The organism is Amycolatopsis sp. 3B14 (genome assembly GCF_050958625.1).
Classification (GTDB): domain Bacteria; phylum Actinomycetota; class Actinomycetes; order Mycobacteriales; family Pseudonocardiaceae; genus Amycolatopsis_E; species Amycolatopsis_E thermoflava.
Genome location: NZ_JBHZEN010000004.1, coordinates 113,549 through 135,589 on the forward strand (window position 1 = coordinate 113,549; position 22,041 = coordinate 135,589).

Annotated in this window: 21 protein-coding genes and 1 tRNA gene; 14 read left to right on the forward strand and 8 right to left on the reverse strand. The window is 70.3% G+C overall.

Going from position 1 to position 22,041, the window contains the following annotated elements:
* Positions 1–1,053: an alcohol dehydrogenase catalytic domain-containing protein gene (locus ACCP09_RS03250; protein ID WP_433743058.1), complete on the reverse strand. Its 1,053-nt coding sequence runs from the start codon at positions 1,051–1,053 to the stop codon at positions 1–3.
* Between the two features lie 116 nt (positions 1,054–1,169).
* Between ACCP09_RS03250 and ACCP09_RS03255 the strand changes: the two genes are divergently transcribed.
* Together ACCP09_RS03255 and ACCP09_RS03260 are read left to right on the forward strand one after the other, a co-directional pair.
* Positions 1,170–3,140 carry an alpha-ketoacid dehydrogenase subunit alpha/beta gene (locus ACCP09_RS03255; protein WP_433743060.1) on the forward strand — a complete coding sequence of 657 codons (1,971 nt, stop codon included), beginning with the start codon at positions 1,170–1,172 and terminating at the stop codon, positions 3,138–3,140.
* 120 nt (positions 3,141–3,260) lie between these two features.
* Positions 3,261–4,127, forward strand: coding sequence for an IS481 family transposase (locus ACCP09_RS03260; RefSeq protein ID WP_433743114.1), 867 nt, complete (start codon positions 3,261–3,263; stop codon positions 4,125–4,127).
* 61 nt (positions 4,128–4,188) lie between these two features.
* Here the strand turns inward: ACCP09_RS03260 and ACCP09_RS03265 are convergent, their stop codons facing one another.
* Positions 4,189–4,848 (reverse strand): TetR/AcrR family transcriptional regulator, encoded by a 660-nt coding sequence (locus tag ACCP09_RS03265; RefSeq protein WP_017987782.1) that lies wholly within the window; start codon positions 4,846–4,848, stop codon positions 4,189–4,191.
* Positions 4,849–5,075: 227 nt separating this feature from the next.
* Between ACCP09_RS03265 and ACCP09_RS03270 the strand changes: the two genes are divergently transcribed.
* From ACCP09_RS03270 to ACCP09_RS03305, 8 genes are read left to right on the forward strand one after another with little or no spacing between them, the layout of a single operon-like run.
* A complete protein-coding gene (locus ACCP09_RS03270; protein ID WP_017987781.1) occupies positions 5,076–5,303 on the forward strand; it encodes a hypothetical protein in 228 nt (75 codons plus the stop codon).
* Between the two features lie 16 nt (positions 5,304–5,319).
* A complete protein-coding gene (locus tag ACCP09_RS03275; protein WP_027931636.1) occupies positions 5,320–7,350 on the forward strand; it encodes a hydantoinase/oxoprolinase family protein in 2,031 nt (676 codons plus the stop codon).
* Between the two features lie 11 nt (positions 7,351–7,361).
* On the forward strand, positions 7,362–9,293 hold the full coding sequence (locus ACCP09_RS03280; protein WP_027931637.1) for a hydantoinase B/oxoprolinase family protein: 1,932 nt from the start codon (positions 7,362–7,364) through the stop codon (positions 9,291–9,293).
* 11 nt (positions 9,294–9,304) lie between these two features.
* Positions 9,305–9,706: a carboxymuconolactone decarboxylase family protein gene (locus tag ACCP09_RS03285; protein WP_017987778.1), complete on the forward strand. Its 402-nt coding sequence runs from the start codon at positions 9,305–9,307 to the stop codon at positions 9,704–9,706.
* A complete protein-coding gene (locus ACCP09_RS03290; protein WP_228684868.1) occupies positions 9,703–10,446 on the forward strand; it encodes an SDR family NAD(P)-dependent oxidoreductase in 744 nt (247 codons plus the stop codon). The genes ACCP09_RS03285 and ACCP09_RS03290 overlap by 4 nt, the downstream gene beginning before the upstream one ends.
* Positions 10,447–10,457: 11 nt before the next feature.
* A complete protein-coding gene (locus tag ACCP09_RS03295) occupies positions 10,458–11,231 on the forward strand; it encodes an SDR family NAD(P)-dependent oxidoreductase (protein ID WP_037322604.1) in 774 nt (257 codons plus the stop codon).
* Positions 11,231–12,742 carry an acyl-CoA synthetase gene (locus tag ACCP09_RS03300; RefSeq protein WP_433743065.1) on the forward strand — a complete coding sequence of 504 codons (1,512 nt, stop codon included), beginning with the start codon at positions 11,231–11,233 and terminating at the stop codon, positions 12,740–12,742. The genes ACCP09_RS03295 and ACCP09_RS03300 overlap by 1 nt, the downstream gene beginning before the upstream one ends.
* Entirely contained in the window at positions 12,739–13,476 is a 738-nt protein-coding gene (locus ACCP09_RS03305; protein WP_378332764.1) for an SDR family NAD(P)-dependent oxidoreductase, read from the forward strand. Before ACCP09_RS03300 ends, ACCP09_RS03305 begins: the two co-directional genes overlap by 4 nt.
* A gap of 207 nt (positions 13,477–13,683) precedes the next feature.
* On the opposite strand, the gene ACCP09_RS03310 is transcribed toward ACCP09_RS03305, so the two are convergent.
* From ACCP09_RS03310 to ACCP09_RS03320, 3 genes are all read right to left on the reverse strand, one after another.
* Positions 13,684–13,755 (reverse strand) — tRNA-Val (locus ACCP09_RS03310).
* A gap of 43 nt (positions 13,756–13,798) precedes the next feature.
* The gene (locus ACCP09_RS03315) at positions 13,799–14,851 is read right to left on the reverse strand and encodes a nitronate monooxygenase (RefSeq protein ID WP_433743067.1); all 1,053 of its coding nucleotides are present in this window, start codon (positions 14,849–14,851) and stop codon (positions 13,799–13,801) included.
* A gap of 10 nt (positions 14,852–14,861) precedes the next feature.
* Positions 14,862–15,635 (reverse strand): TetR/AcrR family transcriptional regulator, encoded by a 774-nt coding sequence (locus ACCP09_RS03320; protein WP_400980962.1) that lies wholly within the window; start codon positions 15,633–15,635, stop codon positions 14,862–14,864.
* 64 nt (positions 15,636–15,699) lie between these two features.
* On the opposite strand from ACCP09_RS03320, the gene ACCP09_RS03325 reads away from it, so the two are divergent.
* The 3 genes from ACCP09_RS03325 to ACCP09_RS03335 are packed head-to-tail and all read left to right on the forward strand — an operon-like array spanning position 15,700 to position 17,843.
* Positions 15,700–16,623, forward strand: a complete 924-nt coding sequence (locus ACCP09_RS03325) for an ATP-binding cassette domain-containing protein (protein ID WP_433743070.1) — start codon at positions 15,700–15,702, stop codon at positions 16,621–16,623.
* Positions 16,620–17,390 (forward strand): ABC transporter permease, encoded by a 771-nt coding sequence (locus ACCP09_RS03330; protein ID WP_378361961.1) that lies wholly within the window; start codon positions 16,620–16,622, stop codon positions 17,388–17,390. The genes ACCP09_RS03325 and ACCP09_RS03330 overlap by 4 nt, the downstream gene beginning before the upstream one ends.
* A 9-nt stretch (positions 17,391–17,399) precedes the next feature.
* Positions 17,400–17,843 (forward strand): pyridoxamine 5'-phosphate oxidase, encoded by a 444-nt coding sequence (locus ACCP09_RS03335; protein ID WP_433743072.1) that lies wholly within the window; start codon positions 17,400–17,402, stop codon positions 17,841–17,843.
* Positions 17,844–17,850: 7 nt separating this feature from the next.
* Here ACCP09_RS03335 and lepA read toward each other — a convergent pair whose 3' ends face one another.
* The gene (lepA, locus tag ACCP09_RS03340; protein ID WP_020420815.1) at positions 17,851–19,701 is read right to left on the reverse strand and encodes a translation elongation factor 4; all 1,851 of its coding nucleotides are present in this window, start codon (positions 19,699–19,701) and stop codon (positions 17,851–17,853) included.
* A gap of 102 nt (positions 19,702–19,803) precedes the next feature.
* On the opposite strand from lepA, the gene ACCP09_RS03345 reads away from it, so the two are divergent.
* The gene (locus tag ACCP09_RS03345; RefSeq protein WP_431905805.1) at positions 19,804–20,403 is read left to right on the forward strand and encodes a class I SAM-dependent methyltransferase; all 600 of its coding nucleotides are present in this window, start codon (positions 19,804–19,806) and stop codon (positions 20,401–20,403) included.
* 230 nt (positions 20,404–20,633) lie between these two features.
* Here the strand turns inward: ACCP09_RS03345 and ACCP09_RS03350 are convergent, their stop codons facing one another.
* Together ACCP09_RS03350 and ACCP09_RS03355 are read right to left on the reverse strand one after the other, a co-directional pair.
* On the reverse strand, positions 20,634–21,014 hold the full coding sequence (locus ACCP09_RS03350; protein ID WP_027931647.1) for a VOC family protein: 381 nt from the start codon (positions 21,012–21,014) through the stop codon (positions 20,634–20,636).
* A 22-nt stretch (positions 21,015–21,036) separates the two neighbouring features.
* Positions 21,037–21,900: an EamA family transporter gene (locus ACCP09_RS03355; protein WP_433743075.1), complete on the reverse strand. Its 864-nt coding sequence runs from the start codon at positions 21,898–21,900 to the stop codon at positions 21,037–21,039.
* Between the last annotated feature and the right edge of the window lie 141 nt (positions 21,901–22,041).

Below are 22,041 nucleotides of genomic sequence, written 5' to 3' on the forward strand. Positions count from 1 at the left end.
TCAGTGCTCCTCGGGGTCGAGCAGGATCTTCAGGTGGGAACGGGAGGCGAGGTCGTGGAACGCGTCGAGTCCCCGGGCAAGCGGGTACACACCGGTCAGAAGCGGCGTGGGGTCGAACCGGGCCGCGGCGACCAGGTCGAGCACCCGGGGGATGTCGAAGTTGTAGCCGAGCGTGCCGAGCACGGTCCGCTCGAACGGCACGATCTGCTTCAGCGGCAGCGACGCCGCGCCACCACTGATTCCGGCGAGCACCACCCGGCCTCCGCGCCGCACCGCGGACACGGCGAGCTCGACGAGCTCGGGCCGTCCGGTGGCCTCGACGACGACGTCCGGTCCGATTCGCCCGGTGCGCAGGAACACCTCGCGCCGCACGTCGGTGACGGCGGGGTCGTAGACCTCGGTCGCGCCGAGTTCAGCCGCCCGTTTGGCCCGGTCGGCGACCGGCTCGCTGACGTAGATTCCCGCCGCACCGGCGAGTTCGAGCGCCATCAGCACCGCGACGCCGATCGGCCCGGCACCGAGGAGCAGAACGTTGTCACCCGGGCGCACGCCGGCCCGGCGCACGGCGTGCAGTCCCACGGCGAGCGGCTCGGCCAGCGCGGCGAGCTCGTCGGACACCCCGTCCGGCACCGGGACGAGCCCGTAGGTGGGCACCGTGACCAGCGGGGCGAACGCGCCCGGCGAGGCGAGGCCGACGGAACCACCCTTGGCGCAGATGTGGTACTCGCCGTGGCGGCACCAGCGGCAGCTGCCGCAGCGCAGGCAGGGGTCGACGGCAACCCGGGTGCCGGGTTCGATACCCGGCACCGGGGAGCCGAGTGCGACGACCCGGCCGCTGAACTCGTGCCCCAGGGTCACCGGCGGGCTGAACCCGGTCAGCGGGTGGGGCTTTTCCCTGATCAGGTTCGGACCGTGGGTGTGCTCGTGCAGATCGGTACCGCAGATGCCCGCGTAGGCGACCGCCACCAGCGCCTCGCCTGGGCCGGGCTCGGGCGGCTCGGGCACCTCGTCCAGTCGCAGATCACCCCGGCCGTGCCACCGCAACGCTCGCATCCGACCCACCTTCGCGTCAGAGTTGTTTTTTCGAACAATCGGTACAAGAATCGTGGTTCCCCGCCAGATGTCAAGGGGGCGGGCCGAAACCCCAGCACGACAAGGGCGAGATCGAGATGACTTCCACCCAGGCGAGCGACGTCGGCGCCGACGTCGCGGCGCAAACCGAGATGTACCGGCGGATGCGGCTGATCCGGCAGTTCGAGGACCGCGCCTCCCGGCTCTACCGCGTCAACCAGATCCCCGGGTTCCTGCACCTGTCGATCGGCCAGGAGGCCACAGCCGTGGGGGCCTGCTGGCCGCTCGACGACCGCGACGTGGTCACCTCCACACACCGCGGCCACGGCCACTGCATCGCCAAGGGGCTCGATGTCACCGGCATGTTCGCGGAACTGATGGGCCGCAGCACCGGGACGTGCCGGGGCCGCGGCGGTTCGATGCACATCGCCGATCCGCGCAAGGGCATTTTCGGCGCCAACGGCATCGTGGCGGCCGGGCTGCCCATCGCCACCGGAGCGGCGACCGCTGCGCAGTTGCGCTCCCGCGGCGGCGTGGTCGTCGCGTTCTTCGGGGACGGCGCGGTGGCGCAGGGCATGTTCCACGAGGCGGTCAACCTCGCCGCCGTGTGGCGGCTCCCGATCATCTTCTTCTGCGAGAACAACCACTACGCCGAGTTCTCGGCGGCGAAGGACCAGCACCGCGCGACGCTGGCCGACCGGGCCCGCGGGTACGGGATCGACTTCGCGCACGTCGACGGGAACGACGTGCTCGCGGTGGCCGACACGGTGAGCGGCCTGGTGCGCGACCTGCGGGCAGGCGGGGGACCGGTGCTGGTGGAGGCCGAGACCTACCGCTGGCACGGGCACTACGAGGGTGACCCGGAACGCTATCGGGAACCAGCCGAGCTCACGGAATGGAAGATGCGCGACCCGTTGACGGTGCTCGCGGCCCGGCTCGCCCCGGACCGGGTGGCCGAGATCGACCGCGAGGTCGACGCGGTCATCGACGCCGCGGTCGAGCAGGCGCAGGCCGCGGACGAGCCGGAACCAGAGACCCTCCACCACTTCGTAGGCGTGCCCAGGGAGCCGGTTCCGGAGCCGCCCGAACCGGACGGCGAGGTCTTTCGCACCATGGACGCCGTCCGGGAGGCGCTCGAGCACGAGCTGGCCGCCGATGAGGACGTGTTCCTGGCCGGGATCGACGTCGGCGCGGGCGGCAACGTCTTCGGGCTCACCCGCGGACTCGCAGAGGCCTACCCGGGGCGGGTGCGCGACACCCCGATCTCGGAGAGCGCCATCATCGGCGCGGGTGTCGGATCGGCCATGGCCGGCCTGCGCCCGGTCGTGGAGCTGATGTACTTCGATTTCCTCGGCGTGTGCCTGGACCAGCTGATGAACCAGGCCGCGAAGCTGCGGTTCATGACCGGCGGCGCGGTGAGCATGCCGCTGGTGGTGCGCACCCAGTTCGGCGCGGGCAAATCCTCGGGCAGCCAGCACTCCCAGAGCCTGGAGGCGCTGCTCGCGCACATCCCCGGGCTCACCGTGGTGATGCCGTCGACCCCGGCGGACACCTACGGCCTGCTCCGGGCTGCCATCCGCGATCCGAACCCGGTGGTGTTCGTGGAGAACCGGCTGTTGTACGGGCGCAAGGGCCCGCGGCCGCGACCCGGCCACCTGGTGCCGCTGGGCAAGGCAGCCATCCGGCGCGAGGGCACCGACGTGACGCTGGTGTCGTACTCGAAACTGGTGCACGAGTGCACCGCGGTGGCGGAGCAACTCGCCCAGGACGGGATCAGCGTCGAGGTGATCGACCTGCGCACGATCGCTCCACTGGACACCGAGACGGTGCTGCGGTCACTGGCCAAGACCGGCAGGCTCGTGGTGGCGCACCAGGCCGTGGAAGCCTTCGGCGTCGGAGCGGAACTGGCCGCAGTCGCGGCCGAGCACGGGTTCTGGACGCTCGACGCGCCCGTCCTGCGGGTCGGCGCCGCCCACACCCCCGCGCCCTACGCACCCTCGCTGGAGCGCGAGTGGCTCCCGGACCAGGAGCGGATCGCCGCCGCCGTGCGGAAATCCGTGCTCGGCTAGGTGTATTGCTCGGGGAGGTTGTGAACGCGGGGACACGGAGTTGGATGATCTTGAAATGAGGGAGGACCTCCGGGTTCGGTGTGGATCACCACAATCTGCACCGCGCCGCAGGAGGTCCTCGTGTCTCACCGTAACGCGCCGTTGACCCCGACCGGCAGACTGCGTCTGGCCCGGTGTGTCGTGGAGGAGGGGTGGCCGCTGCGGCTGGCAGCGGAGCGATTCCAGGTGTCGGTGGCCACCGCGAAACGGTGGCGCGCCGGTGGGGGCCGGCGCGCATTCGCCGCCCTGCTGGGGTTGGCTGCCTCCACCGTGCATCGCGTGCTGACCTGCTATGGCCTGGCCCGTCTGAGGCACCTGGACCGAGCCACCGGGCGGGTGGTGCGCCGCTACGAACGCGCCACACCGGGTGAGCTGGTGCACGTCGACATCAAGAAGCTGGGCAACATCCCCGACGGCGGCCACCGGGTCTGTAACCGCGCCACTGGCAACCAGCACCGCAAGGCCACCACCACCGCCCGCTACCCGCACGGCAAACCCCAGATCGGCTACAGCTACCTGCACAACGCCATGGACGGTCACTCCCGGCTGGCGTACGCCGAGATCCTGCCCGACGAGACCAAGACCACTGCGGTCGCGTTCTGGACCCGGGCACAGGCGTTCTTCGCCTCCCACGGCATCACCGTGCAGCGAGTGCTGACCGACAACGGCTCCTGCTACCGCTCACGCAACTGGCGCAACACCCTCACCGCCGCCGGCATCCACCACACACGCACCCGCCCCTACCGTCCGCAAACCAACGGCAAAGTCCAGCGGTTCAACCGCACCCTGCTCGACGAATGGGCCTACGCAGGGCCCTACCACTCACAAACCGCACGGCGCGCCACCTTGCCCGGCTTCCTCCACGACCACAACCATCACCGACACCACACCAGCATCGACGGCCCACCCGCCACGCGCTTACCCAACCTCACGGGAAAGATCAACTAGCGAAGCGCCGTGTGGGATGGACGCGCGTCCGTCCCACACGGACGCGGCGGCGGGAACGGCCTCATCCCTGCTCGTGCTCCCGGAACCGCCGCACCCGCTCCTCGAGGTCGCCGGCGTCGTAGGACGGGCTGCGGAAGCCGGAGATCAGCGTGGCGCAGTACTCCCGGGACAGGAACTCCGCATCCCACTTACCGCCGGGCTTGGCCCACTGGTAGGTGTGGTTGTGCATGTTGAGGAACTGCAGCATCGCCAGGCGCGCGTCCATCTTGCGGAACGCGCCCGTCTCCATCGCCTCCACGAGCAGGTCCCGCACGATCTTCTCGAACTCCTGCCGCTGGTGGAGCAGCCGCGTTCGGTTCGCACCGCGCAGGTGCCGGTAGTCGTGTTCGTAGACCCAGATGTGGTCGAGCCGAGCCAGGATGAGCTCCAGCAGGGTCTGGGACAGCAGTCGCAGACGCAGGACCGGATCCTCGTCCAGGGCCGCGATCCGCCGGGCAGCCGCCAGCAACGGGTTCAGGACGCGGTTCTGGATCTCGACGAGAAGGTTCTCCTTGGACCCGATGTAGTAGTAGAGCGCACCCTTCGCAAGGCCGGCGACCTGCCCGATCTCGGCGATCCCGGTGGCCGCGTAACCCTGCTTGGCGAACAGCCGCGCCGCCTGGTCGATGATCTCCTGCCGCTTGATCTCGTAACCCGGCCCGTGCCCTGGTGGTCTTGGCATGACACCAGAGCCTATTCCGCTCGCACCACGTCGTGCTCGCTCACCCACCGTCCACACCGATCACGGAAGCTCACCCGGTCCGGGCTTGTCAGGTTCCGACCCGCGCCTTAGAGTGCTTCCCGTCACCGTTTCGTAGACCGACTGGTACACGAAACAAATCCACCGGCAGCACACTGGAGTGATGGCCCGTGAGTGATGAGAAGTCCCCTGCTCCGCAAGGCCTTTCCGTGCCGCGGGAGGACGTTTCCGAAGAGGACCTGCGCGCGTTGGGCGTCGAGCTCGCCCGCGACTTCCCCGGCAGCACCGCCGCCGACTTCCGGCGCTACCCGGTGCTGTCCGAGGGCGGCTGGTTCACCGTCGTGAAACACCAGAAGACGCTCGAGTCGGTGGCCCGCGAGCCGGGCCCGCTGCTCGGCCCGATCGCTCTGGCCTCCGATGGCCTCGACGTCAACTGAGAAGGGAGAAGCCACCATGATCGGAGTCGATGTCGGCGGGACGTTCACGGACGTCGTGGCCATCGAGGACGGCAAGATCAAGACCGTCAAAGTCGCCACGGACGTGCGCACCACCGAGCGGGGCGTGCTCAAGGGAGCCGAGGAGATCGGCGTCGAGGCGGCCGAGGTCTTCAACCACGCCAGCACCCACGGCCTCAACGCCGTGATCACCCGCCGGCTGCCCAAGATCGCGTTCCTCACCACCGAGGGCCACCGCGACATCCTCGACGTCGGGCGCACCTGGCGACCCGTCGAGGGCCTGATGAACCCGGCGTGGCGCCGTTCGTACGGCGACGCCAACCGCCCGCTGGTGCCCCGTTATCTTCGCCGCGGTATCCGCGAGCGGCTCACCGCCGACGGTGGTGTGCTGATCCCGCTCGACGAGGACCAGACCCGCGCCGAACTCGCGGTGCTGCGCCGCTGCGGCGTCGAGGGCGTGGCGATCTGCCTGATCAACGCCTACGTCAACGACCACCACGAGGAGCGCCTGCGCCAGCTGGTGCAGGAGGAACTGGGCGACATCCCGGTGTCGATCTCCAGCGAGGTCTCCCCGCTGGCCAAGGAGTTCGCCCGCGCCTCCACGACCGTCGTCGACGTGTTCATGCGCCTGATCTACGGCGAATACACCCGTCGCCTCGACGCCGGACTGCGCGACTTGAAGTTCACTGGCGATCTGAACTTCGCCGACTGCGCCGCCCAGCTGGTTCGCTCCGACGTCGCGATGGAGCACCCGTTCCGGATCGTGTTCGCCGGCCCGGCCGCGGGCACCGTCTCCAGTGCACACTTCGGCAGCCTGATCGGCGCCCGGAACCTGCTGTGCGCGGACGTGGGCGGAACCTCGTGCGACATCAGCATGGTCACCGACGGCACGCCGTTCGTGAACACCACCTTCGAACTGGAACACGACCTCATCGTCAACGCGTTGTCCAACGAGATCTCCAGCATCGGCGCCGGCGGCGGCAGCCTTGTCACGATCAACGCGGCGGGCGAGCTGAAGGTCGGGCCGGGCAGCGCGGGCGCGGATCCCGGACCGGCGTGCTACGGCATCGGCGGCACGCAACCCGCGACCACCGACACCTGTCTGCTCATGGGGATCATCGACCCGGACGGTTTCGCGGGCGGCCGGATGAAACTCGACCCGGAGCTGTCCCGGCAGGCCTTCGAGGCACTGGACACCAAGCTGTCGTTCGAACAGCGCGTGTCCTACGCGTTCAACATCGGGATCAACAACATCGCCGAAGGCGTCACCAACATCGCGATCCAGCACGGCGTCGATCCCCGCGACTACAGCCTGGTCGCCTACGGTGCCGCGGGTCCGATGCTGCTTCCCGCGGTGCTCGACCTGGTGCACGCGGCCGAGGTCATCGTGCCGCCGCACCCCGGCCTGTTCTCCGCGCTGGGCCTCGTCAGCACCGACCTGGTCTACGCCGACAGCCGCAGCGCCTACACCCTGCTCACCGCGGAAGCCGCCGAGTCGATCGACAAGGTCTACCGCTCCATGGAACAGCGGCTCTCGGAGCGGCTGAAGGACGCCGACCGCGGCAAGGTCACCTTCGTCCGCAGCTTCGACGGACGGCTGGCGGGCCAGACCTGGGAGACGCCGTTCATCGCGGTGCCGAACGGCGAGATCACCGCCGAGGGCGTCGAGCAGATGGTGGCCAACTTCCACGAGGCCTACGCCGAGCGCAGCGGCAACAAGTTCGAGGCGCTGCCGGTGCAGGGCGTGACCTACCGGGTGCAGGCCGTGGTGAACGCCGACAAGGTCGAGTACCCGGTGCTGCCGGAGCGGCCCGCGGGCGAGCGCCCCGAGCCGACCCGGACCCTGACCATCCGCTACCTCACCGACGAAGACCTCCCCGCACACGAGTACCAGCGGGCCGATCTGCGCGCCGGCGACCAGATCCCCGGCCCCGCCGTGATCAGGGAACCGCTGTCCACCACGTTCCTCGTACCCGGCCAGACCGCCCACGTCGGCTCCCACGGTGAGCTGCGAATTCGCAAGGCGTGAAGGAGAAACCCGTGACCGTTTCACTCAAGGACCTCGACGATGCGCAGTTCGCCGAGCGGTACGGCGCCGACCGGTTCACCGCGACGGTGCTGTCCAGCCGGATGCGCTACATCGTGCAGCACATGTGCACCGGGTTGCTCAACAACGCGTTCTCGCTGATCCTGCGCGACTGGTACGACTTCGCGGCCACCATCTCCGGACCGCCGGAGCAGAACTACCCGATGTCGTCGGTGAGCAACAGCCTCGCGATGTTCCTCGGCACCATGTCCGAGGCGGTCCGCAACACCATCGAAGAGTACGGGCCGGAGAACTTGCGTCCCGGCGACGTGGTGATCTGCAACGACCCGTACCGCGCGGGCAACCACGTCAACGACATCTGCTTCATCCGGCCGGTGTTCGCGGACGGCCGCATCATTTCCTTCGTCACGCTGCGCGCCCACCAGCTGGACATGGGCGGCGTCGTGCCCGCCGGGTTCAGCGGCACCAAGCGCAACGTCTACGAGAACGGCCTGGTCATCGCACCGACCCTGCTCTACCGGGACGACAAGCCGGTCAAGTCCGCGTTCAACCTGATCTTCGACAACGCTCGCTACTGCGCGCTGCTGCTGCCCGACATCAAGACCATCTACGCGAACCTGTTGCTGGGCGAGCAGCTGATCCAGGAAAGCGTCGCACGCTACGGGGTCGAGGCCTACCTCGGGGCTATCCGGTACAGCACCGACGTCTCCGCCGAGGCGATGAGCACCGCGCTGGCCGAGCTGCCCGACGGCGTGTACGAGGCCGAGGAGGGCATTGACTGCGACGGCATCGACGACTCGGTCGAATACCGGATCAAGGTCAGGATCACCAAGGCCGGGCACCGCATGGAGCTGGACTTCAGCGGAACCTCGCCGCAGGCGCGCACCAGCATCAACGCGGGAATCCTGGACACCAAGACCGCCGTGGGTGTCGCACTGAAATTCCTGATCGACCCGGCGACACCGTTCACCTCCGGTGCCTACCGGGACATCGACATCGTGCTGCCCGCCGGGACGTTCATCAGCGCCACCCCACCGGACGGCGCGGTGTTCCTGTACTGGGAGAGCACCGGACCGGTCCTGCTGGCGGTGTTCCGTGCGCTGGAGAAGGCACTGGGCCGCAAGGCCGTCGGCGGTGACTACGGCTCGCTCAACATCCACAACGCCAACGGTGTGCTCGAGGACGGGACGCCGTGGGTGACCACCGCGCAGTGCGGTGGCGAGCACGGCCCGTGGGGCGCCACCGAGGCCGGCGACGCGGACAGCTACTCCGTGGTCTACCAGGCCAACAACCTCGATCCGGCGACCGAGGCGATCGAGTCCGAGCTGCCCGCGGTGGTGCTGCGCAAGGAGTACGTCCCGGACAGCTCCGGTGCGGGCACCAACCGCGGCGGCGCCGCGGTCCTCAAGGACACCCTGTACCTGACCGCGGCCGAGCACTGGTCCAGCCCGCTGCACACCAAGAGCCCCAGCGGTCTCGGGGTGTACGGCGGCAAGAGCGGCGCGCTCGGTGCGACGTGGCTGTTCCACGCCGAGGACCGCGACGTCGTGCGCACCAGGGAACTGCTCGGGACTTCCGACGAGGTGTACGCACGTGCCACCCCGGTGGCCGGGATGCTCGACCCGGAGACCAAGTGCGTCGACCCGGACGGGGAGTACTTCTACTTCGCCAGCACCCCCGTGTGGCACACCAAGCCGCACGCGGTGTTCCGCTACCTCACCAATGGCGGTGGCGGCTGGGGCAACCCGCTCGACCGCGACCCGGAACGGGTCAAGCGGGACGTGCGTGACGAGTACGTGACAGTCGAGGGCGCCTACCGCGACTACGGCGTCGTCATCACCGGCGATCCGCGCACCGATCCGGAGGGGCTGCGCGTCGACGAAGAAGCCACCCGCCGCCGCCGCGCCGAACTGGCCGCTCAGTGAAGGAGACCAGCATGACATCGATCGAGCTCAACGAGAGCCAACGGGAGCTGCGTGAGCGGTTCGTGTCCGAACGGGGCTACTGGAACCCCTTCTGGGAGGGGCTGCTCAGCCTGGACCCCGAGTTCTTCGAGGCCTACCTGACCTTCTCGTCGGTGCCGTGGCGCAAGGGTGTCCTCGAGCCGAAGGTGCGGGAGCTGATCTACACCGCCATCGACGCTTCCACCACGCACCTCTACGAGCCCGGTCTGCGCCAGCACATCCGCAACGCGCTGGGCTACGGGGCGACCAAGGAAGAGATCATGGAGGTCCTGGAGCTGACCAGCGTCCTGGGCATCCACACCTGCACTCTCGGCGTGCCGGTGCTGATGGAGGAACTGGAAGCCCACGAGCGCCGCAACGGCGCCGGCTCGTGACCGGTGTTCTCGCCGCGGGCGGCGCCGCCGGGATGCACGGCCGTCAGGCCGTCGTGACCGGCGCCGCCCGCGGCATCGGCGCGCACATCGCTCGCGAGCTGGCGGCCGCGGGCGCCGAGGTGACGGTGCTCGACGTCAACGACCCCGCCCGCACCGTCGCCACCATCAGGGCCGAGGGCGGGACCGCCACCGGGCACACGGTGGACGTCACCGACCTGGCCGGGGTGCGCGCGATCCTGTCCGGGTTGCCCGCACTCGACGCGCTGGTCACCTCGGCGGCGGTGTACGGCGACACGGTGTCCGTCGACGACCTTGACGAGTCCGAAGTGGACCACGTGCTGGGCGTCAACGTGAAGGGCACCCTGTGGACCATCAAGGCGGCGTTGCCGCTCCTGCGACGGCACGGTGGCCGCGTGGTCTGCATCGGCTCCGTCGCGGGCAAGGTCGGCGGTGTGCTCGCCGGGCCGCACTATGTGGCAAGCAAGGGCGCCGTGCACGCGATGGTCAAGTGGCTCGCCAAGACCGAAGCGGCGCACGGGATCACCGCCAACGGCGTGGCTCCCGGAGTGGTGGACACCGAAATGGTCGCCGGTCGCGGCTACCGGCCGGATTACTGCCCGCTGGGCAGGCTCGCCCAGCCGGAGGAGATCGCGCGGGTGGCGGCGTTCCTCGCCTCCCCCGCGGCCAGCTACATGACCGGCGCCGTGGTCGACGTCAACGGCGGATACGCGATGGGTTGAGAGGAAACAACATGGACTGCGCTGTCATCACCGGAGCTGCCTCCGGTATCGGGCGGGCCTGCGCGGTGCGCCTGGCCGCGACGGGGGCGACCGTCGCGCTGCTCGACGTCAACGGGGCGAGCGGCACCCTGCGGGAGATCGAGGAACACGGCGGCAAGGCCACCGAGTACGCGGTCGACGTCACCGACGACGACGCCGTGCGGGACGTGATCGGTGCCCTGCCCGGGGCGCCGCGGGTACTGGTCAACGCCGCGGGCATCATCGTGCGCAAGAAGCTGCTCGAGTGCTCGGTCGAGGAGTGGCGGCGCGTGGTCGACGTCAACCTCACCGGTTACTTCATCCTGCTGCGGCACGTCATCCCGGCCATGACCGAGGCGGGCGGGGGTTCGATCGTGCAGATCGCCTCGATCGCCGGGCACACCGGGTACGGGTTCTCCTCCTACACCGCGGCCAAGGGCGGGGTGCTCGCACTGACCAAGCAGCTCGCCGCCGAACTGGCCGAGCACCGGATCCGCATCAACTCGGTGAGCCCGGGTGTGGTCCAGAGCGGGCTGAACCGGGACACCCTGGCCAACCAGGCCATCCGTTCGGCCACTGTGGACAACATCCCGCTCGGACGGCTGGGTGAACCGGACGACATCGCGCGCGTCGTCGCCTTCCTCGCCGGCCCCGAGTCCGACTTCGTCACCGGGGCCGACCTGGTCGCCGACGGCGGCATGATCAGCACGATCCACTGGGGCAAGGCGGGCGCACAACTGCACAGCTTCCACACGGAGGAGCGCTGATGTACAACTTCGCCGCCGTGCTCGAGCACAACCTGGGCCGCTACCCGGACAAGGTCGTGCTGTCCCAGGGCGAGCGCCACGTGACCAACCGCGAGCTGGCCGCCAGGGTGCACGCGCTCGCCGCCGGCCTGCGTGAACTGGGCATCGGCCGCGGTGACATCGTCGCGCTGCTGCTCTACAACCACATCGAATTCGTCGAGACGGTGCTCGCGCTCAACCACCTCGGTGCGGCGTTCCTGCCGTTGAACTACCGGCTCTCCCCCGCCGAATGGGACTACATCGTCGGCAACGCCGAGGCGGCGGCGATCCTCACCGAGCCGGAGTTCGCCGACGCCGCGTCGGCGATCCCGGTCCGGAACCGGCTGATGCTCGGCGAGCGGCGGGAGGGCTGGGCGTCCTATGACGACCTGGTGGCACGGCACCTCGGCGAGGTGGTGCCGATCGAGGACGTCGGCCCGGATACGCTCCAGCGCCTGATGTACACCTCCGGCACCACCTCCCGCCCGAAGGGTGTGTGCATCACCCATGCCAACCTGCTGTACAAGAACCTCGGCCAGATCGTGGAATTCGGCATCACCAGCGCGGACACCACGCTGGTGTGCGGACCGCTCTACCACGTGGGCGGGCTCGACCTGCCCGCACTGGCCACCCTGCACGCCGGCGGTTCGCTGATCCTCACGCGGAAGTTCGACGCAGCCGAGGTCGTCGACATCATCGAGCGGGAGCGTCCGACCAACGTCTGGCTCGCCCCCTCGATGATGAACGCACTGCTGCACCTGCCAGGGCTCACCGAACGGGACACCTCCTCGATCCGGTTCGTCATCGGCGGCGGGGAGAAGATGCCGGTGCCGCTCATCGAGCGCATCCGCGCCGCGTTCCCCGCCGCGTGGTTCGCCGACGCCTACGGGCTCACCGAGACCGTCTCCGGCGACACGTTCAACGACGCCGAGCACATGCTGTCGAAGGTCGGGTCGGTCGGCAGGCCGGTCGCGCACCTGCGAGTGCGCATCGTCGACGACACCGGCCGCGAGGTGCCGCGCGGTGAGCTCGGTGAGATCGCGCTCTCCGGCCCCAAGGTGTTCGCGGGGTACTGGCGCGACCCCGAGGCGACGGCCAAGGCCTTGCGCGACGGGTGGTTCCACACCGGCGACATCGGCCGGATCGACCACGACGGCTACCTCTACGTCGAGGACCGGAAGAAGGACATGATCGTCTCCGGCGGGGAGAACATCGCCACGCCTGAGGTCGAGCGCGTCCTCTACGAGCACCCCGACGTCGTGGAGGCCGCGGTCGTGGGCATGCCCCACGAGCGGTGGGGCGAGGTGCCGAAGGCCTTCGTCGTGCTGCGGCCCGGCGCCGACGTGGACACCGCCGGACTCGTCGCGTTCTGCCGCGAACGCCTCGCGAAGTTCAAGGTACCCGCCGAGATCCAGTTCATCGATCAGCTCCCGCGCACCCCGTCGGGCAAGGTGCTCAAGCGCGACCTGCGGTCCCTGCCGGTGATCGCGTGAACAGCTTCGATCTCACCGGGAAGACGGTGTGGGTGACAGGGGCCGGCAAAGGCCTCGGCCGCACGATGTCCCTGGCGCTGGCGAAGGCGGGCGCACGGCTCGCCGTGACCTCCCGGACCGAGAAGGACCTGCGCACGCTGGCGGAGGAGACCGGGCCGGACACGGTCGTGCTGCCCGGATCCGTGGACCAGCCCGGGTTCGCCGATGACTGTGTGCGACGCCTCGGACGCGTCGACGCCCTCGTCAACTGCGCCGGGATCAGCCCTGTCTTCACGCGCAGCGAATCGTTGAGCGACGACGACTGGCATCAGGTGCTGCGCGTGAACCTCGACGGCACGTACTTCTGTTGCCGCGCCGCGGGTCGCCGCATGCTCGAGCAGGGGGCGGGCAGCATCGTGAACGTGTCCTCGGTGCACGCCACCACCGGCTTCCAGCGGATCGCCGCCTACGCCGCGAGCAAGGGCGGGGTGGAGGCCCTCACGCGGGTGCTCGCGGTCGAGTGGGCCGACCGCGGCGTGCGGGTGAACGCGCTCGCGCCCGGGTACTTCGCCACGGACCTGTCCGACGGCCTGATGAACAGCCGCTGGGGTGAGGTCATCGTCAACGCCGTGCCGCAACGCCGCATCGGTGACGCGAACGAACTGGCCGGCGCGGCGGTCTTCCTGGCCAGCGACGCGTCGTCCTACGTGACCGGCAGCACCCTGCGGGTCGACGGCGGATGGACCGCGCACTGAGTCGCTTGACAAGAAGGCACGGCAGTGCCCGCGCACCGAGCCCGCCGAGCAGCACAGGTGAAGCTGGAGGGCGATCGTGGGTCGGGGCGCCAGTAGCGTGGCCTCTTCGGATTCGCGAACGTGGTCGCCACGCCGTGCTCCCCGCAAACGCAGACGGCCTGCCGACGATGGTCGTCGGCAGGCCGTCTGAACAGCTAACACAACCGGTGGGCGATACTGGGATCGAACCAGTGACCTCTTCGGTGTGAACGAAGCGCTCTCCCCCTGAGCTAATCGCCCGGTGTGCCGAAATCTTAGCCCATCCCGCCCGGGCGCCGCGCACCTACCCCAGTCGTCGGGTCACCCGCTCCTGCGCCGCCTTCGCCTCGGCCTTCAGGCGCGCCACGATCTCCGCCGCCGGGCCCTCCGGCGCCACCGAGTACGTCTGCCCGCCCCACAGGTTCACGCCCTCCGGGTCGCCGGCGGCGTGCGCGGCTGCCCGCACCGGCTTGGTCAGGTGGTGCACCTGCGGGTACGCCGAGGGCGCGTACGGCGAGTGCTCGGTCAGGAACCGGTTCACCAGCCCGCGCGCGGGGCGGCCGCTGAAGGCCCGCGTGATGGCCGTGACGCGCCCGCCCTCGGCCAGCGCCTTGCGGTGCGCGAGCTGCGTCCCCGCCTCGTCGGCGCGCAGGAACGCGGTGCCCAGCTGCGCCGCGTCCGCGCCGGCGGCCAGCACCGCGGCGACGTCCGCGCCGTGCACGATCCCGCCCGCCGCGATCAGCGGCAGGTCCACGGCGGACCCGATCAGCCGCAGCAACGCCAGCAGCCCGTACACCTCGCCCCCGGCCGGGTGCTCCGGATCGTCGACGAACAGCCCGCGGTGCGCGCCCGCCTCGAACCCCTGCACGCACAGGGCGTCCGCGCCCACCTCGACCGCCCGCACGGCCTCCTCGGGCGTGGTGACGGTCACGATCACCTGCGAACCGGCCTCGCGCAGCCGCGCTACGTCCGTTGTGGACGGCAGCCCGAACGTGAACGACACGAACGGGATCCGCTGCGCCGCCACGAGGTCGACCCTCGCCGGGTAGTCGTCGTCCTCCCAGCGCGGGTCGCCCGGCTCGGCCTCGTAGTGCCGGGCCTCCTCCTCGATCCGCCGCACGTAGGGCGACAAATCCACATCGGACTTCCGTCCGGGGACGAACAGGTTGACCCCGAACGGCCGGCTCGTCAGCTCCCGCGTCTTCGCGATCCGCTCGCCGAGCGCGTCCGCGGTCAGGTACCCGGCGGCGAGGAACCCGGATCCGCCGGCCTCGGCAACGGCGGCGACGAGTTCGGGTGTCGTGGGCCCGCCCGCCATCGGCGCCACGAGAACGGGGACACGCAACTCTTCGAACATGCTCCCCACCCTAGGGTTTCCGGCGCCGCGCGTACGCCTCGAGGCCGTCCAGCAGGCGCTGCACGCCGAACTCCAGGTCCGGCAGGATCCCGGATTCCTCCGTGCCCGGGTCGAACGTGCCCTCGGCGATCGTGGCGGCCAGCATCGGGAACCGCTCCGGGTCCAGGTACTTCCGCAGCCCGGCGGCGAAGTCCGCGTCCGCCTCCAGGCCCGTGATGCCGGCCTCGCGCTGCGCCTCCGCCATGTCCAGCGAGATCCGCGCGAGCTCGCGCACGGCGCCGTCCAGGAACGTCATCGCCCAGATCATCTCGGCACCGGTGAGGCCGAGCCCGGAGATCGCCCGCATCCCGGCTTCCATCCAGGCCAGCTGCCGGGGTCCCGATGGCGGGCCGTTCATCCGGATCCGCAGCATCCACGGGTGCCGCAGGTGGAACTCCCACACCGCGCGCACCCACACCGCGACCTCGGCACGCCAGTCCTCGCCCGCCGGCTTCGGCGGTTCCTCCTCGGCCGCGTAGTCGACCATCAACTCGATCAGCTGGTCCTTGCCCGACACGTACCGGTACAGCGACATGGTCGTCTTGCCGACCGCCGCCGCGACCCGCTGCATGGAGAGCGCCTCGACGCCCTCGGCGTCGGCGAGTTCGATCGCCGCGCGGACGATCTTTTCCACGCTCAGCGCGGGCTTCGGCCCCCGGGTGGGCCGTTCGCCGCCGCCCCACAGCAGTTCGAGGGTTCGCGTGCGTTCCGCCGTCATCGCCGTCCTTTCGTCCTTGACGGCCATCCTAGAACTGTGTATCACTTACACAAAGCAGTCTACGCCATACACAGTTCCAGGGGAGAGCGTGATGATCGAGGTCAGCGGCCTGCGCAAGGCATTCGGGGGCAGAGAGGTGCTCGGCGGTGTCGACCTCACCGTCGAGCGCGGCAGCGTCGTGTCCCTGCTCGGGCCCAACGGCGCGGGCAAGAGCACCACCGTCCGCATCCTGACGACCCTGCTCGCGCCGGACGCGGGCACCGTGCGGATCGGCGGGTTCGACGTGGTGCGGCAGGCGCCGGACGTGCGGCGGATCATCGGGGTGACCGGCCAGCAGACCGGGGTCGACCGCCTGCTCACCGGCTACGAGAACCTGGTGATGATGGGCCGCCTGTTCCGGCTCGGCGCCGCCGCGGCCCGCCGCCGGGCGACCGAACTGCTCGAGCGGTTCGACCTGACCGAGGCCGCCGGACGGCCGGTGAAGACCTACTCCGGGGGCATGGAACGGCGCCTCGACCTGGCGATCAGCATGATCACCGCGCCGCCGGTGCTGTTCCTCGACGAGCCCACCACCGGGCTCGACCCGCGCAGCCGCGCCGGCGTGTGGGAGACGGTGCGCGACCTGCTGGCCGGCGGCGTGACGGTCCTGCTCACCACCCAGTACCTGGAGGAGGCCGACGAGCTGGCCGACCGGGTCGCCGTGATCGACGGCGGGCGGGTCGTGGCCGAAGGCACCCCGGCGTCGCTCAAGCAGCGCGTCGGCAGCGAGCGCCTCGACCTGACCTTCGCCACCGCGGAGGCGTTCGAGGTGGCCCGGCTGGTGCTCGGTGAGGCGCACTCCGGGGAGGGACTGGTTCTGAACGTGCCGGTCGACGGTGCCCGCGACGTCCGCGAGGTCCTGGAACGCCTCGACCGGGCCGGTGCCGACGTCGCCGACCTCGCGCTGACCCGCCCGTCCCTCGACGACGTCTTCCTGTCCCTGACCGGCTCGCCGACGATCGGAGCGGCCCGATGAGCACCCTGTACTGGAACGCGAACAACTCGGCCGTCCTCATCGGACGGTCGGTGCGGCACATCCTGCGCTCCCCCGACCAGGCGATGACGGCGATCTTCCTGCCGGTCGCGATCATGCTGATGTTCCGCTATGTGTTCGGCGGCGCGATCAACACCGGCGGCACGGCCTACATCGACTACGTGCTCGCCGGGATCATCGCCATCAGCGTCACGTTCAACTCGACCTCCACCACGGTCGGCGTCGCGGACGACCTCGAACGCGGTGTGGTGGAACGGTTCCGCTCGATGCCGATGTCCAGCGTCGCGGTGCTCACCGGGCACATCGCCGGCGCGATCGTCCGGAACGCGCTGTCGCTCGCGATCATGATCGGCGTCGGCCTGCTCATCGGCTTCTCCCCTGCCGCGGGTGTCGGCGGGTGGCTGGGCGCGCTCGGCATCCTGCTGGTGTTCACGGTGGCGATCTCGTGGGTCGCGGCGATCCTCGGGCTGCTCGCCGGCGGCACGGAAAGCGCCGCCGGGCTGGGCATGATCCTGGTGTTCGTGCCGTACCTGAGCAGCGCGTTCGTGCCGCCGAGCACCATGCCGGACGGCCTGCGCGCGGTCGTGGAGGTGCAGCCGGTCACCCCGGTGGTCGACAGCGTGCGGGCGCTGCTACTCGGCGGGCCGGTCGGGAACTCGGCCTGGCTCGCGGTGTTGTGGTGGGGCGGGATCACGCTGGTCGCGGTGCCGGTCGCGGGCGCGTTGTTCCGGCGGCGCTCCCGGCGCTAGCTTGGCTCCATGACGAACCTCGACGCCGTCCGCTCGCTCGCCGCCCAGGAGACCGGCCTGGCCACGGTGGCGGTCGCGCGGGCGGACGGCTCGGTGCACGCTTCGGTGGTCAACGCCGGGGTCCTCGACGACCCGGTGTCCGGCCGCCCGTCCGTCGCGTTCGTGGCGGTCGGCCACGCGAAGAAGCTGGACCTGCTCAGCGCTCGTGGCAACGCGACGGTGGTGTTCCGGCGCGGCTGGACGTGGGCGGCGGTGCAGGGACCGGTGCGGCTGATCGGCCCGGACCACCCGGATGAGGCCTTCGACCCGGCCGGCCTGCCCCGGCTGCTGCGCGACATCTTCACCGCGGCCGGCGGCACCCACGACGACTGGGAAACCTACGACCGCGTGATGGCCGAAGAGCGCCGCTGCGCCGTGTTCGTCGAGGCGGCCCGGATCTCCGGCACCGCGTGAGCGGCCGCTACTTCTTCTTGCCCTTGTCGCCGGAGGGCTCGTCGGTGGACAGCGCCGCGACGAAGGCCTCCTGCGGAACCTCGACCCGGCCGATGTTCTTCATCCGCTTCTTGCCTTCCTTCTGCTTCTCCAGCAGCTTCCGCTTCCGCGAGATGTCACCGCCGTAGCACTTGGAAAGCACGTCCTTGCGGATCGCGCGGATCGTCTCGCGCGCGATGATCCGCGACCCGACCGCGGCCTGGATCGGCACCTCGAACTGCTGCCGCGGGATCAGCTCGCGCAGCCGGCCCGCCATCTTGTTGCCGTAGCCGTAGGCGGCGTCCTTGTGCACGATCGCGGAGAACGCGTCGACCGGCTCGCCCTGCAGCAGGATGTCGACCTTCACCAGGTCGGCAACCTGCGTGCCGGCCTCCTCGTAGTCCAGCGAGGCGTAGCCGCGGGTGCGGGACTTCAGCGAGTCGAAGAAGTCGAAGATGATCTCGGCGAGCGGCAGGTTGTAGCGCAGCTCGACGCGGTCCTCCGACAGGTAGTCCATGCCGAGCAGGTTGCCGCGCTTGCTCTGGCACAGCTCCATGATCGCGCCGATGAACTCCGACGGGGCGATCACGGTGACCTTCGACAACGGCTCGTGCACCTCGGCGATCTTCACACCGGTCGGCCAGTCGGACGGGTTGGTGACGTGCACCTCGGTGCCGTCGTCCTGCACCACGCGGTACTCGACGTTCGGCGCGGTGGCGATCAGGTCCAGGCCGAACTCGCGCTCCAGCCGGTCACGGGTGATCTCCAGGTGCAGCAGGCCGAGGAAGCCGCACCGGAAGCCGAAGCCGAGTGCGACCGACGTCTCCGGCTCGTAGGTCAGGGCCGCGTCGTTGAGCTGCAGCTTCTCCAGCGCCTCACGCAGCTCCGGATAGTCCGAGCCGTCCACCGGGTAGAGGCCGGAGAACACCATCGGCTTGGGGTCGCGGTAGCCGGCCAGCGGCTCGGTGGCGCCCTTGCGCTCGGAGGTGACGGTGTCACCGACCCGGGACTGGCGGACGTCCTTCACGCCGGTGATGAGGTAACCCACCTCGCCGACGCCGAGACCCGCGCTGGGCTTGGGCTCCGGCGAGATGATGCCGACTTCCAGCAGCTCGTGCGTGGCGCCGGTGGACATCATCCGGATCCGCTCGCGCGGGGTGATCTTGCCGTCCACGACGCGGATGTAGGTGACGACGCCGCGGTAGGTGTCGTAGACCGAGTCGAAGATCATGGCGCGGGCCGGGGCATCGGCGTCGCCGACCGGCGGCGGCACCTGGCGGACGACCTCGTCCAGCAGGTCGGGCACGCCCATGCCGGTCTTCGCCGAGACGCGCAGGACCTCGGACGGGTCGCAGCCGATGATGTGCGCCAGCTCGGCGGCGTACTTGTCCGGGTCAGCGGCGGGGAGGTCGATCTTGTTCAGGACCGGGATGATGTGCAGGTCCTTCTCCAGCGCCAGGTACAGGTTGGCCAGGGTCTGCGCCTCGATGCCCTGCGCCGCGTCGACCAGCAGGATCGCGCCCTCACACGCCTCCAGTGCCCGGGAGACCTCGTAGGTGAAGTCCACGTGGCCCGGGGTGTCGATGAGGTGCAGGACGTGGTCGCGGCCGTCGACCTGCCACGGGAGGCGCACGTTCTGGGCCTTGATCGTGATGCCCCGCTCGCGCTCGATGTCCATCCGGTCGAGGTACTGCGCGCGCATGGCCCGCTCCTCGACCACGCCGGTGAGCTGCAGCATCCGGTCGGCCAGGGTGGACTTGCCGTGGTCGATGTGCGCGATGATGCAGAAGTTCCGGATCTGCTCCGGCGGCGTGAAGGTCTGGTCGGCGAACGTGCTCACTCGGATCCTCGGCTCGTCGTGGGGTACGACTCCATGTTCCCATGCCCGATTTCCGGGTCATCCCCGATGCCGGTGAGCGGTGGCGAGTGCTGACCTGGAGGTATGAGCACAACCATCGAGCAGATCCTGGACCGGGCCTTCGGTCACCCCCGCGGCCTGCTGGGCCGCATCGGCGGCGCCGTGATGGCCCAGGCGAACGGCGCGACCGAATCGCACGTGGTGGACGTGGCGAGGCTCACCCCGGAGGAGACGGTGCTGGTGGTCGGCCCCGGTCCCGGGGTGGGCCTGCGACTGGCCGGCCGGCGCGCGGCGGTGGCGCACGGGGTGGACCCGTCGCCGGAGATGCTGGCGCTGGCGCAGGCCCGCTGCGCGGCGGAGATCGCGGCGGGCCGGATCCGGCTGGCCCGCGGTTCGGCGGAGCGGACGGGCCTGGACGAGGCCTCCGTGGACGTGGTGGTGAGCGTGAACAACGTCCAACTGTGGGACGACCGCCTCGCGGGCTTCCACGAGCTGCGGCGGGTGCTGCGCCCGGGCGGCCGGCTGATCCTCTCGGCGCACGAGAAGTGGCTCCCCGTGCCGCGGCACGCGCTGGCGGCCGAACTGGTCGAGGCCGGTTTCACCGAGCTGCAGACGTGGGTGTGGCAACCCCCGGGCGTCACCGCGCCGCTGGCCGCCCAGTTCCGCGCCCGACGGCCCGCCTGAGCCTGCGCCACCTGCCACCCCAAATCAAAACCGGCCCCGCGAGATCCGCCGTCACCGGCGCCGCACGATCGGCGGCGCAAGTCGAGAACCAGCTCCGGCGAGATCCACGGTCAACGCACCCCAAGAACCAGCCCCAGGCACCACCAGCGCCGCGAGACGAACCCCGGCCCCGCGGGATCCGCCGACGCACCGGAACAAGCCCAGGCCCGCCGCCGGTCCCGTGTGGCGGCTCACTGCGCGCGGATGTCCGTCCGCAGTGGATGGTCCGGCGGGATCTCCACCAGCACGATCGACGTGCCGTCCGGGTCGGAGATGCGCGCCTCGTCCAGGCCCCACGGCTCGCGGCGGGCCTCGCGGTCCGGCACGACCCCGCGTTCGGCCAGCTCGTCGAGCGTGGCCTTGAGGTCGCGGACCTGGAACCACAGCTCGACGTCGGGGCTGGTGCCCTGCTCGCCGCGGCCGACGACCTCCAGGTAGCCCTGGCCGGTGAAGAACACGGTCCCGCCGGGGAACGTGCGGTAGATGGCCAGGCCGAGCACGTCCCGGTAGAACGCCGTGGTCTTCTCGGGATCGCGGGGGTGGATCAGCACCCGGCTGCTCAGGACGTCCATACCTCCTGCCTACCCCACCTGGTCAGGAAGCCGCAATCGCGGCAATTCCGGCCAGGACGACGACCGAGCCGGCCAGGCGGCGCGCCGGGTGCGGCTCGTCCAGCACGAGCCAGGCCGCGATCCCGCCCAGCACGATGCTCACCTCGCGCGCGGGCGCGACCAGGCTGACCGGCGCCATGCGCATCGCGTAGAGCACGAGCACGTAGGCGACCGGCGACAGCACCCCGACGGCCACCGCCTCCCGCCAATGCGCCCGCCACAGCGCGCCGATCCGCCCGTCTGCGCGTAGGGCCGCGGGCGCGAGCAGCAGGCTCTGCAGCACCGAACCGGCGGCGAAGTAGGTCAGCGGCGGGACGGCGAGGGCGTTGACGGCGTGGTCGTCCCAGAGCGTGTAGGCCGCGATGGCGACGCCGGTGAGCAGCCCGTAGAAGACCCCGGCCCGGCGGGCGCGGGCGTCCGCCGCCGAGCGCGGGCCGAGCCCGATGACCAGCACCCCGGTCACGACGAGAAGGGCACCGGCGAGCCCGAGCCACCCGGGCCGCTCGCCGAGCAGGACGACCGCCGCGAGCACCGACAGCAGCGGCCCGCTCCCCCGCGCCAGCGGGTAGACGACGGACAGGTCGCCGACGCGGTAGCCGCGCTGCAGCACGATGCCGTAGGCGACATGGAAGACCGCGGTCAGCAGCGCCGCGGGCAGCCAGATCCATTGTGGATGCTGCCCCTCGATCACCAGGGCCACGACGGCGACCGGAGCGCAGACCACCGCGGAGACGGTGTAGTAGAGGAAGACGAACCGGGCCCCGTCGTCGACCCGCTTGGCGGCGAGGTTCCACCCGGCGTGCACCACGGCCGCGACGAGGACGAGCCCGAGCGCCGTGCCGTTCACCTGCAGCCTCCCCCAGCCAGTGCGAGTGCCACGGTAGCGCCCTGCTAACCTTGTCGGTCGTTGCCGTGCGGCATTCCGCCAGGGAGGAAACCCGCACGCCGGGGCCGGTACAGCGCGGCAGCGAACCCACCGACAGATCGA

What these genes read in the sequence shown, in the direction of transcription:
- ACCP09_RS03300 (WP_433743065.1), top strand. Translation starts at nt 11,231, where the DNA reads ATGTACAACTTCGCCGCCGTGCTCGAGCACAACCTGGGCCGCTACCCG.
- ACCP09_RS03330 (WP_378361961.1), top strand. Translation starts at nt 16,620, where the DNA reads ATGAGCACCCTGTACTGGAACGCGAACAACTCGGCCGTCCTCATCGGA.
- ACCP09_RS03345 (WP_431905805.1), top strand. Translation starts at nt 19,804, where the DNA reads ATGAGCACAACCATCGAGCAGATCCTGGACCGGGCCTTCGGTCACCCC.
- ACCP09_RS03265 (WP_017987782.1), bottom strand. Translation starts at nt 4,848, where the DNA reads ATGCCAAGACCACCAGGGCACGGGCCGGGTTACGAGATCAAGCGGCAG.
- ACCP09_RS03320 (WP_400980962.1), bottom strand. Translation starts at nt 15,635, where the DNA reads ATGGCCGTCAAGGACGAAAGGACGGCGATGACGGCGGAACGCACGCGA.
- ACCP09_RS03275 (WP_027931636.1), top strand. Translation starts at nt 5,320, where the DNA reads ATGATCGGAGTCGATGTCGGCGGGACGTTCACGGACGTCGTGGCCATC.
- ACCP09_RS03325 (WP_433743070.1), top strand. Translation starts at nt 15,700, where the DNA reads ATGATCGAGGTCAGCGGCCTGCGCAAGGCATTCGGGGGCAGAGAGGTG.
- ACCP09_RS03295 (WP_037322604.1), top strand. Translation starts at nt 10,458, where the DNA reads ATGGACTGCGCTGTCATCACCGGAGCTGCCTCCGGTATCGGGCGGGCC.
- ACCP09_RS03335 (WP_433743072.1), top strand. Translation starts at nt 17,400, where the DNA reads ATGACGAACCTCGACGCCGTCCGCTCGCTCGCCGCCCAGGAGACCGGC.
- ACCP09_RS03250 (WP_433743058.1), bottom strand. Translation starts at nt 1,053, where the DNA reads ATGCGAGCGTTGCGGTGGCACGGCCGGGGTGATCTGCGACTGGACGAG.
- ACCP09_RS03255 (WP_433743060.1), top strand. Translation starts at nt 1,170, where the DNA reads ATGACTTCCACCCAGGCGAGCGACGTCGGCGCCGACGTCGCGGCGCAA.
- ACCP09_RS03350 (WP_027931647.1), bottom strand. Translation starts at nt 21,014, where the DNA reads ATGGACGTCCTGAGCAGCCGGGTGCTGATCCACCCCCGCGATCCCGAG.
- ACCP09_RS03285 (WP_017987778.1), top strand. Translation starts at nt 9,305, where the DNA reads ATGACATCGATCGAGCTCAACGAGAGCCAACGGGAGCTGCGTGAGCGG.
- ACCP09_RS03315 (WP_433743067.1), bottom strand. Translation starts at nt 14,851, where the DNA reads ATGTTCGAAGAGTTGCGTGTCCCCGTTCTCGTGGCGCCGATGGCGGGC.